Here is a 16,585-nt window from a genome sequence, read left to right as displayed (position 1 = left end):
GTTGTTGTACCATACTGCTCGGCAATCACAGACAACGACTCACCGCGGGTCACATGATGAATACGCTCCGGCTGAAAAGTCTGCTGCACCACCTGGACTGTTTCCTGAACAGGAGCCTGCACACCTGTTGCCGGGATTTTTATTTTCTGGCCTACACGCAGGGAGGTCGAACGCAACTCATTAAAGGTTTTCAGGGTATCAGTTGTTGTACCATACTGCTCGGCAATCACAGACAACGACTCACCGCGGGTCACATGATGAATACGCTCCGGCTGAAAAGTCTGCTGTACCACCTGGACTGTTTCCTGAACAGGAGCCTGCACACCACCACCTGCCGGGATTTTTATTTTCTGTCCCACCTGCAATGAGGTTGAACGTAATTCATTAAATACTTTCAGAATACCTGTTGTCGTGCCGTATTGCTCAGCAATCACAGACAACGACTCCCCACGAGCCACCTGATGAACACGATCTGCCTGGATAGTCTGCTGCACAATTTGTACTGCTTGCTGTATCTCAGGCTGCACGCCAGTTGCCGGTATTTTTAGTTTCTGGCCCACTTGTAACGAGGTCGAGCGCAGCTTGTTAAAGGTTTTCAGCGTTTCTACTGTTGTGTCGTATTGTGCTGCAATCAGCGATAAGGACTGCCCCCGGCTTACGGTATGCACACTCTCCGCGCGGAAATTAGCATTAACAACGGGCAGGTCGACATATTTTCCAGGAATTCTTAGATTCTGACCAATCGCCAATGAAGTTGAAGATAAATTATTAAAGCTTTTCAGGCTGTCTGTTGTCATGTCGTATTGCGCAGCAATAACTGACAAAGACTGCCCGCGGGTCACCTTATGAATACGCTCAGGTTGCTGACTAGGAACAGTCTGCCTGGGTGGCTCGGGCGTTACAACCAAGTGATAATTTGGCGGAATATTTAAAACCTGACCGACCTGTAAAGAAGCTGATTTTAAGTTGTTATAGTCCTTTAAATTGCTCAAACCAACACTGTAACGTTCGGCCAGAGCTGATAAGGATTCACCGCTGCGCACCGTATGTTTGATAGAACGTTTTTTCTGGGCGAATAAAGTATCCTGCGGTGGGGACTGGGTAAAGTGTTTATAAATCCCTTTAAAAACGGCTTGTGCAATTTTATTCTGATGCTCAGCCTGATTTAACAATCTTTCCTCTGTGCGGTTAGTTATGAAACCGGCTTCCACCAGAATAGAGGGAATATCAGGCGATTTTAATACCGCAAGACTGGCATGAACCGGCTTGGATTGATGCAGAGTGGTCACCTGTTTCAACTCGCCGACCACAAACTCCCCCACTTTAAAGCCGACATCCATGGAATTGCCCATAGACATATCCAGAACCATTTTCTGCAGATAAGGCAGGTTGTTGGAATCCTGCATGAACACGCCCGCACCACCGATCAACTCGGAACGCGCTTCATGGTTTTCCATCCAGCGCCCCTGCTCGGTGGTCGCTCTGCGCATGGAAAGAACCAGAACAGATGCCCCACGAGGGCGGGTAGAGGTAAATCCATCGGCATGAATAGATACAAGAAAGTCTGCTTCCCCTTTACGTGCAATTGCAGAACGTTTATTTAAATCAACAAAATAATCACCGTTACGGATTAAAAAGGCGCTCATCCCGTTTTGCTTATTCACAATGCGATGTAAACGCCTGGCAATCTGCAGGGTAATATTTTTCTCGTAACTATATTTACCTACCGCGCCGGGATCATCTCCACCGTGCCCTGCGTCTATGGCAATAATTATATCGCGCCCCTGGGGCTGTTGATGCAGTGGTTTGCTGATACTTGTGGTACTCAATTCATTATGCGGCAGGTCAACCACCAGGCGGTGACCATAAGGTTTTGCAGGGGGTAATACGAATATTTTAGCCTGGCTGGCTCTATTTAAATCCACCACCAGACGATAGGTGTTTTTCTGCCCGCTGGCACTTTCCCGGAGGTTATTAACCAATGGCCCGTCATGCTTAACCTTCTTTAAATCGACCGCCGTTGTTGTTGATTGGAGATCGATAACCAGACGATCCGGATGCTTTAAATAATGGATTTGATAATCAGGTTGCTCGGAAAGATCTAAAACAACACGGGTATTATCCGGAGAGGGCCAGGCTCGAACTGCCTTTAGTTTATTTGTTTGAGCCGCACCTGCCGTCGTGACGACGGCCTGAATAAACAAAGTCGACAAAAAAAGAAAACGTATAAAAAACCCTGCAGTTAATTTCATAATTTATTTAAAACCCGCTGTCCGACGTCTGTATTAGCCTGCAACTCGACAACCCGTTGTTGATCGACGTAGCGTAATGTTAAATCAATATCAGGAAGAGGCAAAATCCCCTCGCCACGCTCAGGCCATTCCACTAAACAATGACTTGTTTCAGTAAAATAATCACGGATCCCCATAAACTCAAGCTCCTCAGGATCTCCTAAACGGTATAGATCAAAATGGTAAACCTGCCAACCACTCAGTTCATAGGGTTCAACCAAAGTATAAGTCGGACTTTTTACATTACCTTTATGACCTAACCCCTGAATAAAGCCCCGTGTCAGCGTGGTTTTACCTGCCCCTAAATCCCCATGTAAATAAATACAAATAGGTTGTTCACAAGCAGCGCTTAAACGGCCTCCGAAAGCAACAGTTTGTTCGGCATCTATTAATTGTTGTTTAAAAAAATTTACCATGATGGATTTACTAACTTCCTAATATAAGGGAAAAGATCACTGGCTAATAATCCGCGCTCATTCTGCTGCGCAGCCAAATCAGCAGCATTGCCATGAATGCAGACCGCAAGCCTTGCTGCATCAAGCGGATTTAAGTCTTGTGCTAATAAGCCGCCTATAATACCAGAAAGCACATCTCCCATGCCACCACTTGCCATACCGGGATTGCCAACATTTGCCACAAAGGTTTGCCTGCCGTTACAAATTAAGGTCCCGGCGCCCTTTAAAATAACAACTCCGCCAAACTGCGCCTGCAGACTCTGCACTGCAGCAAACCTGTCCATCTCAATTTTCTGAACGGAGGAGTTTAATAATTTAGCGGCCTCACCGGGATGCGGGGTCAGCACCCAGTTATCTTTGCGGGCCGGTTTCCGTGCTAATAAGTTTAGCCCATCGGCGTCCACCACGCAGGGTAACCCGCTATTGATGACCTTGTCTAATAAATCCCGCGCCCAATCATCTTCTCCCAGCCCGGGGCCAATTACCAAGGTCGTCGGCCAATCAGCAAAATCACTTTGCTTATCAGGATAATTGAGGAGCATCAATTCCGGGCGACCGGCCATCACCAGCGCCCGGTTTTCTTCACGGGTAAGTACTTTGACCAGTCCTGATCCGCTACGCAGCGCGGATTCAGCAGCTAAGCGCACGGCTCCGGGCATACCTATATTGCCGCCGATGATTAAAGCCCGGCCGAAATGGCCCTTATGGCTGTCTCGCGCACGTTTAGGTAACAGATGCTTAAGATCCTGATAGGTCACCCGGGTTGCAGCACTTTTTGCCAAAGTGGCAAATTGCTCGCTAACACCTAAACCGGAAAAATAGATCTGCCCGCAATGTGCCGCCGCTGAGCCGGTAAACAGCCCCGGTTTTAAACCGACAAAGGTAATAGTCGCAGCTGCCTGGATTGCCGCATTGCTCACTGCGCCGCTGTCGGCATATAAACCGGAGGGAATATCAACACTTAAAATTCTTTTTCCTGCCTGATTGATGGCTGTTATCAGACGTACAAACTCATCGGAAACCGGCCCCGCCAGTCCCGTTCCCAGCAACGCATCAACAATCACATCGGCATCGGAAAAATTAGCTTGTTGTATTGTTTCAATTTTACCCTGGCCCTTTACCCAGGCATCTTTTGCTCTGGCGGCATCATTACGTAGATTGTCAGGATTGCCCAACTGGCAAAGCTGCACATCAATCCCGGCTTCTTTGGCAATTGCCGCAAAAATATAACCGTCGCCGCCATTATTGCCATGACCGGTAAGCACCAGTACTTTTTTAGCCATGGGAAAGTGTGATTTAAACACCTGGAAGCAGGCCTCTCCGGCACCCTCCATTAAATCATAAAGACTCATCCCGGCTAGAGATGCGGCTTCCCCTTCAAATTTTTTGATCTGCGCAGCAGGATATAAAGAATGTGGTAAACTGCTTTTTGTTTTGATCCGATCCGCAAGCATATTTGTCACCCTAGTAAGAGTTGAGGCTAAGTAGTATATGGTAAATCAAAAAAATTTAATTGAGCCTAATAAAACAATCGATTTATCAGCATTATCTGAAAATATCAAACTATGGGGCAAAGCTCTAGGTTTTCAGGAGGTCGGGATCTCAGATATTGATCTTAGCCAGCATGAAAGTCAATTACAGTCGTGGTTAGATAACAATTATCACGGTGAAATGGATTATATGGCCAAACATGGCATGAAGCGTGCCCGCCCGAATGAGCTGTTGCCCGGCTCATTATCTGTTATCTCCGTGCGCATGGATTATTTACCTGAAAACGCCCAGTTTGCACACAGCTTAAAAGATAAAAACAGCGCTTATATCAGCCGTTATGCCCTTGGCCGCGATTACCATAAGGTAGTACGTAAAAAGCTCAAACAGCTCGGTCAGAAAATAGAGTTGGAGGTCGGCCGCCTGGGATACCGCCCTTTTGTTGATAGCGCCCCCATTCTCGAACGCCCGCTTGCTGAAAAAGCCGGACTGGGCTGGGTTGGTAAACACTCACTGCTGATTGATGCAAAAGCTGGCTCATGGTTTTTCATTGGCGAACTACTTATCGATCTACCGCTGGTTGTTGATCAGCCCGTTGAAAACCGCTGCGGAAACTGTGTCGCCTGCTTAAAAATCTGTCCGACCCAGGCGATCGTCGCGCCTTATATTGTCGATGGTCGGCGCTGTATCTCCTATCTTACCATCGAGCTGCAGGGCCCCATTCCGGTCGAGTTTCGCAAAGCGATCGGCAACCGCATCTACGGTTGTGACGATTGTCAGCTGATTTGTCCCTGGAACCGGTTTGCCAATACCACAGAAGAGCAGGATTACCAGGTGCGTCAGCAACTGAAGAACAAATCCCTATTGGAACTATTCAGCTGGACGGAGGGGGAGTTTTTATCCTACAGTGAGGGTTCCCCCATTCGCCGCATCGGGTACCAGCGCTGGCTGCGCAATATCAGCGTCGCCCTGGGCAACGCCCCGACAAGTGAGGCTATCGTCACAGCGTTACAAAATAAACTCGCAGAAAATCACTCGGAATTATTAAATGAACACCTGCACTGGGCGCTTGAACAACAGCAGAATCAAATCCCGGTGGTCAACGAACGCCTTAACCTGCGCTTAATTAACGCGGTGGAGAAAGGTCTGCCCAGAGACGCGTAATAGCAGTTTCCCGGCAGTCGAAAAGCGCAGAGAAGTGAACAGCTTAATGCTCCTATTTTCTTGACAGAAACGGGATTGTCGAAAAAGATTGTAGGTAACATTTTCATTCACATTCATCTGGAGACATTATGATCTATGTACTTTTCCGCTGGGAGCTCAAACCCGGATCTGAGCAATCTTTCAAAGAAGGCTGGACAGAAATAATTCACCGCAATATCGAAAAATATGGTGCACTGGGCTCCCGTCTGCATAAAACCAAAGACAATCAGTGGATCTCTTACAGTCACTGGATCAGTGAAGAGCATTTTAACCACGCACGTAATCTTCATGATCAGCATGAGGAAGCGCGCGTCAAAATGATCAATGCCATAGCTAAAGCTTACCCGCCAATTGTGATGGTGCCGGTTTTGGATAATATGGTGGTTACCGATCCTGCTCAGCCGCAGTTATATTTATAAACGCGACGGTCCTTTTTGATCTGCTCAAAATACAGATAAAGCAGACAGCGACAACATTTTCAATTATTCTGCACTTATCTTTGCAGCAAAAAGGAAACCGACAATGAGTAACAGCTTAGATCCGCAGCAGATCCGCACAATTCAACAATATGATGCCCAGCAGCGTTATCATTATTTACTGAAAGAGGTGATTAACAATGCACAAATTTGGTTGCTGGTTGATGAACATGGTTGTGTGATGCTCAATACCGAAGAGGAGGATTGTGTCCCTGTCTGGCCGAACAAAGAGTTTGCCCAGGCCTGGGCGACCGAGGAGTGGTCACATTGCAAAGCCGAAGCTATCTCATTGGAAAAATGGCATAACCGCTGGACGCACGGTCTAGAAGAAGATGAGCTAGCTGTGGTGGTTTTCCCGGATCAGAATAATGAAGGCTTAATATTCTTCCCCGATGAGTTTGATTATGAACTGCACCAGCAGGCGAAAAAATCAGCTGCTAAAAAACAACGATAAATATTGTTCCGGCCGAGGTGCGTTATGCGCAACGGCTCGGGTATCTATGCTCGCAGCTTGTCTTCTATATTCAGGTTTTTGTTCGAATTAAATTTCGTTATGACGCAAAGCGTTGGATATTGTCAACCAAGCTGGCAACGTGCTTTGGGGCGCAGGACTTATCCTTCGCCCCTTATTATTTGTATATCAGGCTCTGGCTCCGAACTCTTACAGCTCAACGCAAGCTCTAAACATCAATCAATAGCAGCTCACAATCCTGCAGCGCTTTAATATTAATCTCTTTGATTTCCGTCACCTCAAGTCCATCTCCCTTGTGAAGGCTTACGTTTTCATCAGCAAGCGTGCTTATCTCTATTTCCCCATAGGAAGCCAACAGGTAAGCTTGCCCGTGAATAATATGGCTGATTTCAGTGCCCTTTTCCAAGCGTCCGCCAAAGATGCGCGCCTGTTGATAAATAAACAAAGCAGCCCCCTGATCCCCGGCAAAGCCCGACACCAATAATGGCAGCTGATCACGCACCGCCTTCACCGGAAATTTCTGCGTTTCCCAGCGCGGTGTGACGTTCAGCTTTTCCGGGCGGATCCAGATCTGGTAAAGGGTTAACGGCTGTGCACCTAAATTATATTCAGAGTGCATTATTCCGCTACCGGCGCTCATTACCTGAATTTCACCCGCGTTAGTCACCCCTTTATTACCGGCATTGTCCTGATGGCTAATGGCACCGCTGCGAATATAACTGATAATTTCCATATTCTGGTGCGGATGCGGATCAAAGCCGTAACCGGCCTTGATAATATCGTCATTCACCACACGCAACTTGCCAAATCCCATGCGCTCGGGATTGTAATATTCAGCAAAACTGAAATGGAAACGGCTTTGTAACCAGCCGAGATCCGATCTGCCCAGTTCGCCATAAGGGATAACTTTCAACATAATTTACCTTACCCTGTTATTTCTAATTGATGCCAAGTGATACAAGCTCACGGTTATGCGCTGCGCTAAAATCTAACCGCGGCCCCGCCGGTACAATGCCGGTCGGATTAATATTAAGATGGCTTTTGTAATAATGGTTTTTTATATGGTTGATATTCACGGTTTCACGCACCCCCGGTATCTGATATAGCTCTCGCAGGTAAGCGCTGATATTTTCAAGCTCGCTGAGTTTTTGCCGATTGCATTTAAAATGACCGTGATAGACAGCGTCAAAACGCAGCAAGGTGGTAAACAAGCGCCAGTCCGCTTCGCTAATTTGCCCCGCCACTAAATAACGCTGTGTTGCCAGATGTTTTTCCAGCCGGTCTAACTCCATAAACAACTCTTCATGGGCTTGTTCATAAGCTGCCTGTGTGGTGGCAAAACCGGCGCGGTAGACACCGTTATTGATATACTTATAAATCCTGCTATTTATTCGGTCAATTTCACTGCGCAGATGTTGCGGATAATAATCCTCCTGATTGCCAGTTAACCCATCAAAAGCACTATTGAAAATACGGATAATTTCACTGGATTCATTATTCACAATAGTCTCGGTTTTTTTATCCCATAATACCGGCACCGTCACCCGCCCCTGATAATTTTTGTCACCTTTTAAATACAGCTCAAAGAGGTGCTTAAGCTGATACAGATCATCCCCCGGGTCGGCAAAAACCCAGCCTTTGTCGAGCATTTCCGGCTCAACAATTGAGACCGAAATATGCTGCTTTAGGCTTTTCAGTTGACGAAAAATCAAAGTGCGGTGTGCCCAGGGGCAGGCCAACGAAACATACAGATTGTAACGCCCGGATTCGGGCTGATATTGATTGTCGGGAGCATCAGAAATAGTATGTCGGTACTGGCTTTCCTGACGGATAAAAGCACCGTTACTTTTTTGCGTGTCATACCACTGGTCTCCCCATTTGCCTTTAATAATTAAGCCCATCTTCACCCCCCTTTAATCTGTTTATTTGCAGTTCCTTATCAGTATAGAGATTGCTTATTATTTAATAAGCGCTTAAATTAAGCTGATTTGTTCAAATTATTTGAACAATAACCAACATCCAAAGAGCCAACTATGCAGCCGTTACCGATCACCCTTGAAGCCCTCACCGTACTTGATGCCATTGACAAACGCGGCAGTTTTGCCGCTGCAGCAGAGCAGCTTGATAAAGTCCCGTCGGCGCTCTCTTATATCGTGCAGAAATTGGAGGAGCAGTTGCAGGTCACCATCTTCCAGAAACAGGGGCGACGCTCGGTATTAACCCCAGCGGGTAAGAATCTGCTTAACGAGGGGCGGCTGATCCTCGAAGCGGTGGAACGGATGACGGTAAAAACCCAAACCATCAGCAACGGCTGGGAGCCGAAGTTAAATATTGCGATCAGCTCGATTCTGCAAAACGATTCTATCTTTTCGCTGTTTAACGACTTTTTAAAATCACACCCGAATATTGAGATGGATATCAGCGAAGAGCTGATGAACGGCGCCTGGGAGGCGTTAGTGGAGGATAAAATCGACCTGATGATCGGCGCTTCCGGTGAGATCCCCAAACAGAAAGGGATACGCACCGCCCATCTCGGCGATATCGAACTGGTATTTGCGGTCAGTCCAAACCATCCGTTGAGCAGAGAGAAGCAGCCCTTAAGCAATGCAGTGATTGCCCGGCACCGCGCGGTGATCGCCCACGATACGGCGCGAAACTGGATAACTCAGACCCACTCGGTGATCAGTGAAGATAAATATTTTTATGTGCCCAGTATTGAATATAAGATCAAAGCGCAGCGCGCCGGTATCGGCTGCGGTTTTCTGCCGCGTTTGCGCATTGAAAGCTACCTGCAGAAGGGAGAGTTAATTGTGCTGGAGGTTGAAGCGCAGAAGCCTATTGTGCCCCTCTATTTAGCCTGGAAGGTGGTCAATCAGGGGCAAGCCCTGAAAACCATCAGGGAGATGTTGTTGGCTAATAAGGGGGTGATTGTAGGTTAAAAGACAGGTTTTATTTATTCAACCCGCTTTTTATTAAGCGTTTTTTAAGGACGCCGTAATTACTCGTAAGAGTAATAAACTGCTTTATATGAGCTTTTAGGGTCAGTGGAACTGCCAACTTCGCCAAGACCTTCATCGTAATGCAGACTACCATTCCCTGAAATGTCAATGGACTTTCCTCTTAATGCCCCTAAAATAGCACCGGTACCATTATAAGAAACGGTTTCGTTAGGTGCATAGAGATTCATATATATTTGCCCATTACCGCCAAGCGTTACCGCTGTATCGTCGGAATTAGAAGAATATACCGTTAACGGAGTAATGCCATTGTTTACATAACCATTTGCAAAAACATTACTTCCAGTATTCACTTCGATATTTCCATCAATATATATAGTTAAAGAACTATTACTATTAGCGAGAGAAAAGGTTGTGTTTCTAATAGTCATATTACCTTTGATGTAAAAAATAACCTCACCACTTATTTCAATAACATTATTATTGTTTGTACTAGAAAAGTTATCAAAAGCGTAAACAGGTTTCATTCCTTCTAACGTATTCATTGTTAGGAGAGAAACTCCACCAGCTGAATTAATTCCGTCAAAAGTTGTTGTAGTGCCATTTCCTGCAGCAAAACTAGCTGGCGTACCAACATATGTAGGCATCACACTAGCTATCACTGCCGGATCGCATTCATCAGAATTTCCCACGTACCCCTCAACTGGATCTTCATCCCCTTTTATGAAGTCCCGATCTCCTACAATAGTTTTTGCTGCAACATTCCCATATATTCCTTTGTTACCGTTATCACTGCTATTATTACTGCTATTATTACTGCTATTACTACTGTTATTATCGTTACCGCTCCCCAAGGAAAGCTCACCATCTATCACTTTTACGTCTCCATTGTTAGTTTTAGTGGCATCACTATAAGTACCTCCTTTGTAGCTATCAATTGTTGAACTTCCCCCTACCGTTACCCCCTCACAGGCAACAACGGCATCCTTAAAAAAACCACTCTCTTCTATGGTTTCTATTTCGGTTTTTAAATATGCGACAGCACCTAGATGGCTACCCTGACTAATCAATCTGTAAGTCGAGGTAGTACCAGATATTACCTCGTCGATCTTAATAATATAATGTTCCCCCTGAAGTGCGGTTTTATTATTTAAATCATCAGTTAACGCAGTAATAATCGCTGTATTGGATTCTCCACCTTGATTCAGGTCATTGATATATTTGAATACAGCAATAATGCCTTGTTCCGCCGCCAGTCGCGCATTGATCTCTTTCTGCTGGTTACCGCCGATTCGCTCCTGAAGCAGGTTTTCTTTGATTTGTGAAAATGCCAGCATGGTGGTAATGGAGGTGATAATAAGCACCGATACCAGTACAAACCCTTTTTGTTTCATACTTCCCTCTGTCATATCTATCCCATTTACTATTATTGGGTGACGGCCAATAATACTTTTTCCCGTAAGGTTAATTTAAAGGTAAAATCTTCGTTGCTAACAGCAGCAAAGCTACCGGTGGTTTTCATTGATTCTGGCATACCGGTTATTTTCATAAAAACAGTAAACCCATTCAGACGACTACTATCATCACAATATTAAGTATTGCCATTGCCGCTAAACTTATCTGTCTTGTATTTTTTCCTCAGTCATAGCCGCCACCTTATCCAATTTGGCAATTACAGCTGATTTGAGTCTGAGTGCGGGCAGACGCTGTGCATTACATAGTTCCCTCTACCACACTACTGTAGCAAAACTATTCGCCCTAAAAATGCTTATCGAGATGTTAATCACTAAGAACGCATTGATTAAATGCTCACAAGGCCTGATAACAGGCCTTGTTGATTGATGGTTATCTGCTCTCTTTTAGTCGTTATAAAGATAATAAACGGAAGTATATTGAGTTGATGCGCCTTCCAATATAACATCTTTGCTCCTTGCCAATGCCTCATCGAAATGAATTGACGTGCCAGAACTTACCTTCACTTTTTTACCGCGTACCGCCCCCATAATCTCAGCGCCGCCCCCCAAACTTAAATCACCCAATGGGGCATAAAGTTTGGCATATATAGCGGCATTAGCGGTTATTTTCATTGCATCCGCACCCGTATGAGAGGAATAAATGGTCAACGGCACATTTCCTTCAAGGTTAACGCTTGCCCCGCTGAACAAATTAGTACCCGTATCAATATCAATCTTTCCGTCGGTAATAATAGTTAAGGAACTTGTCTCCGGATTCTTAAATGAGAATGTAGAATTTTTTATAACAATATCGTCCGTCACCACAAGCGTGACATTACCGTCAATCGTAATTTTCTTAGCGGTGGAGTCAAATTTGTCTTCAATAATCAACACCTTGGTGTTTTCATCCAGTGCACCCATCCAGGTTGCCTTACCTAATGCATCTAATGTGCTTGATGAAACGCCCGCGATTACGGCTCCATCGGCTGATACTGAATCTTCAGTGAATATGAATTCACTGCCGGAAGACAGAGGGGAGCCAAAGCTGTCGCCAGCATCTTTCTTTATTTTTATTTGCTCCTTAATACTCTCCACCACCGAGGCAATCCCAATGGGATCACAATCTCCCAGGTTAATAGACGGCTGAGCAATACCGCTAGTCGGAGCCCCCCAATCGAAGTAATCATCAGCTTGATTCTCACCGCCATAGGTAACGTCCACAGTAACAATAGAGTTTTTACCGTTCTTAATATCCCCTCCAGCTGTAATTGCCATGCCTGGGGCAGTTGCCGTTAATTTCTCAAATTCGAGATTACCACCTGCGTATATACTCCCCGAACTGGTAATATCCTTAAGTTTTATATTTCCGGCGGCGGTCATATCACCCGTTATGCTAGTTGCCGATGAGGTGCCGGCTTCAATATTACCTTTAGAGGTTAGGCTCCCATCGATTTTTCCCCCACCTGTCAGCTTAATATCAGCACCATCATTGAGGGTTGTAACATTAGCGTTTCCCGATTTATTTTTTAAAACATCGCCTTTGGCGTCTGTCAAAACATTGCCGGCGCCGTCTTTCAAAGACGCATTATAGACACCCTCTTTAGAGTCATAGCTATCTATCACTCCGTTTCCAGTATTTTCAACCGCTTCGCAGCCCGCAACTGCATCATTAAAAAGACTACTGCTACTCTCTTCAGTGATTCTTATTGTTGTTTTTAAATAAGCAGTGGCATCGTAGGAGATACCTTTACTCACAAAAGAAAAGGTATTGTCCGTTTCATTCCACATTATGTTTTGTAAGGTAGAGCCGGCCTGGTTAGTATGAGGGCTCTTACCAAGTGTCGTCGCTATCGCCGAACTTGAAGTACCCGTTTTTATAGCATTAAAGGCATCAATAACACCTTGTTCAGCCGCGAGGCGGGCGTTGATCTCTTTCTGCTGGTTGCCGCCGATCCGCTCCTGGAGCAGGTTCTCTTTGATTTGTGAAAATGCCAGTATGCTGGTAATGGAGGTGATAATAAGCACAGATACCAGTACAAATCCTGTTTGTTTCATACTTCCCTACTCCATATTTGTTTCACTTATTAATCAGCTAATTCCAATAATACTTTTTGTCGTAAGGCTAAGGTGAACGTCAGCCCGCCAGCATAGGAGGAGGGCATTCCATCTATTTCCATGGTTACCTCTACACCGTCATAAATAATATCGCCAGTACTGTTAGCATGGCTGATTGTTGTAAATGTAAAACCGGTTACACCTAATGCAATCTTTTGCTTATCAATTTCATCATCACAATACAAATCATTGTCTTCTGACCAGTAGGTATCAGTACTGCCTGACACCCTATCATCATTCCCCAAGCAACTGTATATCTTATCGCCACTTGCTGGAGATGCACCATAGGTAGTAATTAATGCGCCGCTAGTACCCACAGCAACACTTCCTGCATGACGCACTGAGCGGGATAACAAATAATATGCTCCCCGCAATGACTCTTGTGCCTTGGCCAGCTCCTGAGCCGTGCTAATACTGCTTTTCAGTGAGCTGTACAGCACGGTGCAGGCAAAGATCAGGGTTAAACTGATCACCATAGCGACCATCAGCTCGATCAGGGTAAAACCGCCCTGACCTATTTTATTGTTTTTTAAGTTCAATTGCTTAGATTGCATATTCTTTATTCGCAGTCAGGAAATCTAGCTGTTAAAGTCAGTTTATTATTTTCTGTTGAAGCCGCTTCGGAAAAGCGTGGATCGCTCCAACTAATAGTCACCGCTGCACTAGCAGCATACGCAGCAGGCGGATTATTGTCATCCACAGTCATACCAGCTGCGGAGATCTCATTTCTCCAGTTATTACGAATTATTGTATAGGTACCGGTCGACGCACTTTGTGCGTTACACAAATCCGCCCACACGGCATCGACAAAACTGTTCGCCCGAATCGTCGCCACCGTATAGTTAAAACTGGACTGCGATGACTTTAAGATATACACCTCCAGCTGCGCGAGCCCCAATAAAGCCACCCCGGTGATAAACATCGATACCAGCACTTCAAACAAGGTGAATCCGTTTTCAGCTTGTTTCATGGGCAAACCTCATCTTTTAATAATTCGCTTTGCCCGCTTGATAACACAGATAGAGTGCTGCATTTATCGGCATCGGTAAGCGAAATCGAAAATGTTGCAGCACCGCCAGATAATGATCCCATCCCCATGACCGTGACTGCAGCACCAGAAATATCAATACTTGAATGGGGTATTTTGCTTAGTAACAGCACAGTAGCCACCGAACCGCTATAGTGTGCCACCTGCCAACCATTACTCCAATCCCCACCTTTAGACTCCAAGGTCATTGAGGTCGAAGTTTTTATCGCTTCATCACGTGCGAAACGGTAGGCGTTATAAAGCTCATTGCTCGCCGTTGCAAAACGCTCATTGGCCATAAAAGTACTGTAACTGGGCACACCGATTGAGGCTAAAATAACAATGACCCCTAGGGTGATTAACAGTTCCAGCAGGGTCAGGCCCTGTGATTTTTTCATTGAAGAATATTTCATATAACTACCAGCAATTACCGGATAACTTAGATGTTGTTGCGCCTGTCTGAACGATACGGAGCCACCCACACTCATCACCATCATTAATTCCACCAACAACAGGGGTCGCAGTAATTGTAAAGGTGTCGACTGCATCATCAGTTAATGCAAAGGTATAACTATCCGGACCATCGCTCGCAGCGATGCCATCTATCACCGATTCTCCGTCCGTACCCGTCGGATATTCCCCCTGACGCGCATTGATCCGTTCAAACTGCTGTGCCATTTTGGTCAGGGCAAGCTGCGCAGCAACGCGGTTGCCTTTCTGGATATGGGTCTGATAGGAGGGTAATGCAATGCCCACCAGTATGCCGATAATCGCAATAACAATAAGCAGCTCAGTGAGCGTAACACCTTTATTTTTTTCCATAAAAAAACCTGATTTTTATTCCCTTAAAGACCCACTGTTATTAATGTTGTTTGAGCTGTTTGTTTTTCAGACGCTCAATAAACGTTCAGCCGAGTATTATGACAGCGTATCTCTAAATAACACCTCAATTTAATGTGAAAATTTAATCATTCCGGCTGATTTATAAAATTCAAACCAGTGCACCATCTGCTGTAGGCTTTTACAAACCCGACCTTGAAAATAGCCTCATTATTACTCATACTTCCATGCATATTCGGGACACTCTTTTACTAACTATGCGTTCCGCTTTGTTAGTCAACACTATTCAGGAATACCCCATGCTTTCAATTTTCGATATCTATAAAATCGGTATCGGCCCGTCAAGCTCTCATACCAACGGTCCGATGATTGCGGGGTATCAGTTTACCCTGTTGCTTAAAGAGATATTGCCGGCAGTTCACGAAATTAAAGTGGATCTGTACGGCTCATTGGCGCTGACGGGCAAAGGGCACCATACCGACAAGGCGGTATTATTGGGCTTATTGGGGTTTCAGCCCGAGAGCATTAAAATGAAAACGGCCAACAAGCTGTTTGAAGCGGTTCACAATACATTAAAACTGCCCCTTGCAGACAACATGTCCATCGACTTTGATCCGCATCAGCAGATTCAGTTTCATTTTACCAATCTTCCCCTGCACGAAAACGGTATGACCATTAGCGCGTTGGATGTCAGCGGCAAAGTGCTGTGCAGTGAAACCTATTACTCCATCGGCGGCGGCTTTATTAAAACCGCAGGAGAATTCGCAGAAGGTGAAAAACCAAGCCGCAATAAAGTGCCCTTTGAATTTCACTCCGCTGAAGAGTTATTGGCCAAAGCCGAGAAAAACGGCTTGAGTATCGGCGGGTTAATGCGCAAAAATGAACTTAAGATTCGCAGCCAGGCGGAATTTGATCAAAAAACTGAGCAGCTCTGGAAAGTAATCTCCTTATGTCTGCAGCGTGGCCTGCAGAGTGAAGGGGTTCTAGAGGGGGGGCTGAACGTCGTGCGCCGGGCACCGGCATTGCTGAAAACATTGCAAGCAAACCAGGCAATTGACAGCGATCCGATGACCATTCTTGACTGGGTGAATCTGTTTGCTTTTGCGGTCAGCGAAGAAAATGCAGCAGGCGGACAGGTGGTCACTTCCCCTACCAATGGGGCTGCCGGGGTGATTCCGGCGATATTAAACTATTACCATAAATTTATTCATGAGCTGGATACTAAACAACTTCAGGATTTTCTTGGCGTATCGGCGGCGATCGGTATGCTCTATAAAATGAACGCCTCTATTTCCGGCGCAGAGGTCGGTTGTCAGGGTGAGATCGGCGTTTCATCTTCGATGGCGGCGGCGGGTTTAACCGCAATTCGCGGAGGCAGTAATGAGCAGATCTGCATGGCGGCTGAAATTGCCATGGAGCACTCCCTCGGCATGACCTGTGATCCGGTGGGCGGTTTAGTGCAGATTCCCTGCATCGAACGTAATGCGATGGGGGCAATGAAAGCGATTAATGCCTCGCGTATGGCATTAAAACGCAACAGTAAATCTATTATCTCTCTGGATAAGGTAATCGCCACCATGCTGCAGACTGGTAAGGATATGCACAGAAACTACCGGGAAACATCCCTTGGCGGGTTGGCGATTATTCACATCGCACCTTGTGAGTAGAGTTGAAGCTCACCCAGCTAAAGCAAGGTGATGCTTGTCGTCAACGGTTTAGGCATTGCAACATTAAGTTGCGTTAGTCTTCTAAAACCTCTTACAAGCGTTTAACGTGTCGGCACTACCTGCCGCCACGAATTTTTAAG

17 protein-coding genes are annotated in these 16,585 nt (G+C 45.7%); 5 read left to right on the top strand and 12 right to left on the bottom strand.

Annotated features, from left to right (window positions below):
- From ABZA00_RS11450 to ABZA00_RS11440, 3 genes are all read right to left on the bottom strand, one after another.
- The coding region (locus ABZA00_RS11450) for a LysM peptidoglycan-binding domain-containing protein (RefSeq protein ID WP_372882301.1) at positions 1–2,252 on the bottom strand (2,252 nt) is incomplete at its 3' end.
- Positions 2,249–2,707, bottom strand: coding sequence for a tRNA (adenosine(37)-N6)-threonylcarbamoyltransferase complex ATPase subunit type 1 TsaE (gene tsaE / locus ABZA00_RS11445; RefSeq protein ID WP_372882300.1), 459 nt, complete (start codon positions 2,705–2,707; stop codon positions 2,249–2,251). The genes ABZA00_RS11450 and tsaE, both read right to left, overlap by 4 nt.
- Positions 2,701–4,200 carry an NAD(P)H-hydrate dehydratase gene (locus tag ABZA00_RS11440; protein WP_372882299.1) on the bottom strand — a complete coding sequence of 500 codons (1,500 nt, stop codon included), beginning with the start codon at positions 4,198–4,200 and terminating at the stop codon, positions 2,701–2,703. The genes tsaE and ABZA00_RS11440 overlap by 7 nt, the downstream gene beginning before the upstream one ends.
- 37 nt (positions 4,201–4,237) lie before the next feature.
- On the opposite strand from ABZA00_RS11440, the gene queG reads away from it, so the two are divergent.
- The 3 genes from queG to ABZA00_RS11425 all read left to right on the top strand — a co-directional run bounded on the left by queG (position 4,238) and on the right by ABZA00_RS11425 (position 6,367).
- Complete coding sequence (queG, locus tag ABZA00_RS11435) at positions 4,238–5,398, top strand: tRNA epoxyqueuosine(34) reductase QueG (RefSeq protein WP_372882298.1); 1,161 nt, start codon at positions 4,238–4,240, stop codon at positions 5,396–5,398.
- 128 nt (positions 5,399–5,526) lie between these two features.
- The gene (locus ABZA00_RS11430) at positions 5,527–5,856 is read left to right on the top strand and encodes an antibiotic biosynthesis monooxygenase (protein ID WP_372882297.1); all 330 of its coding nucleotides are present in this window, start codon (positions 5,527–5,529) and stop codon (positions 5,854–5,856) included.
- Between the two features lie 103 nt (positions 5,857–5,959).
- Positions 5,960–6,367, top strand: coding sequence for a DUF2750 domain-containing protein (locus tag ABZA00_RS11425; protein ID WP_372882296.1), 408 nt, complete (start codon positions 5,960–5,962; stop codon positions 6,365–6,367).
- Between the two features lie 226 nt (positions 6,368–6,593).
- Here ABZA00_RS11425 and ABZA00_RS11420 read toward each other — a convergent pair whose 3' ends face one another.
- Both ABZA00_RS11420 and ABZA00_RS11415 read right to left on the bottom strand, forming a co-directional pair.
- Positions 6,594–7,301: a pirin family protein gene (locus ABZA00_RS11420; RefSeq protein ID WP_372882295.1), complete on the bottom strand. Its 708-nt coding sequence runs from the start codon at positions 7,299–7,301 to the stop codon at positions 6,594–6,596.
- Positions 7,302–7,323: 22 nt separating this feature from the next.
- Positions 7,324–8,286, bottom strand: coding sequence for a glutathione S-transferase family protein (locus ABZA00_RS11415; protein ID WP_372882294.1), 963 nt, complete (start codon positions 8,284–8,286; stop codon positions 7,324–7,326).
- A gap of 132 nt (positions 8,287–8,418) precedes the next feature.
- Here ABZA00_RS11415 and ABZA00_RS11410 point away from each other — a divergent pair, with 132 nt between their 5' ends.
- Positions 8,419–9,324: a LysR substrate-binding domain-containing protein gene (locus tag ABZA00_RS11410; RefSeq protein ID WP_372882293.1), complete on the top strand. Its 906-nt coding sequence runs from the start codon at positions 8,419–8,421 to the stop codon at positions 9,322–9,324.
- 59 nt (positions 9,325–9,383) lie between these two features.
- Here ABZA00_RS11410 and ABZA00_RS11405 read toward each other — a convergent pair whose 3' ends face one another.
- From ABZA00_RS11405 to ABZA00_RS11375, 7 genes are all read right to left on the bottom strand, one after another.
- Entirely contained in the window at positions 9,384–10,751 is a 1,368-nt protein-coding gene (locus ABZA00_RS11405) for a PilX N-terminal domain-containing pilus assembly protein (protein WP_372882292.1), read from the bottom strand.
- Between the two features lie 17 nt (positions 10,752–10,768).
- The gene (locus ABZA00_RS11400; RefSeq protein WP_372882291.1) at positions 10,769–10,891 is read right to left on the bottom strand and encodes a hypothetical protein; all 123 of its coding nucleotides are present in this window, start codon (positions 10,889–10,891) and stop codon (positions 10,769–10,771) included.
- Between the two features lie 310 nt (positions 10,892–11,201).
- Entirely contained in the window at positions 11,202–12,851 is a 1,650-nt protein-coding gene (locus tag ABZA00_RS11395) for a PilX N-terminal domain-containing pilus assembly protein (RefSeq protein ID WP_372882290.1), read from the bottom strand.
- Between the two features lie 29 nt (positions 12,852–12,880).
- Entirely contained in the window at positions 12,881–13,465 is a 585-nt protein-coding gene (locus ABZA00_RS11390; protein WP_372882289.1) for a PilW family protein, read from the bottom strand.
- Between the two features lie 5 nt (positions 13,466–13,470).
- Positions 13,471–13,881, bottom strand: a complete 411-nt coding sequence (locus tag ABZA00_RS11385) for a prepilin-type N-terminal cleavage/methylation domain-containing protein (RefSeq protein ID WP_372882288.1) — start codon at positions 13,879–13,881, stop codon at positions 13,471–13,473.
- Positions 13,878–14,351, bottom strand: coding sequence for a GspH/FimT family pseudopilin (locus tag ABZA00_RS11380; RefSeq protein WP_372882287.1), 474 nt, complete (start codon positions 14,349–14,351; stop codon positions 13,878–13,880). Before ABZA00_RS11380 ends, ABZA00_RS11385 begins: the two co-directional genes overlap by 4 nt.
- Positions 14,352–14,355: 4 nt before the next feature.
- Positions 14,356–14,760, bottom strand: coding sequence for a type IV pilin protein (locus ABZA00_RS11375; RefSeq protein ID WP_372882286.1), 405 nt, complete (start codon positions 14,758–14,760; stop codon positions 14,356–14,358).
- Between the two features lie 317 nt (positions 14,761–15,077).
- Here ABZA00_RS11375 and ABZA00_RS11370 point away from each other — a divergent pair, with 317 nt between their 5' ends.
- Positions 15,078–16,445, top strand: coding sequence for an L-serine ammonia-lyase (locus ABZA00_RS11370; RefSeq protein ID WP_372882285.1), 1,368 nt, complete (start codon positions 15,078–15,080; stop codon positions 16,443–16,445).
- Positions 16,446–16,585: the final 140 nt, after the last annotated feature.

It is taken from the genome of Psychromonas sp. (genome assembly GCF_041586535.1).
Classification (GTDB): domain Bacteria; phylum Pseudomonadota; class Gammaproteobacteria; order Enterobacterales; family Psychromonadaceae; genus Psychromonas.
The sequence above is the reverse complement of the archived record's forward strand: the minus strand, read 5'-3'. Positions and strand labels throughout refer to the sequence as shown.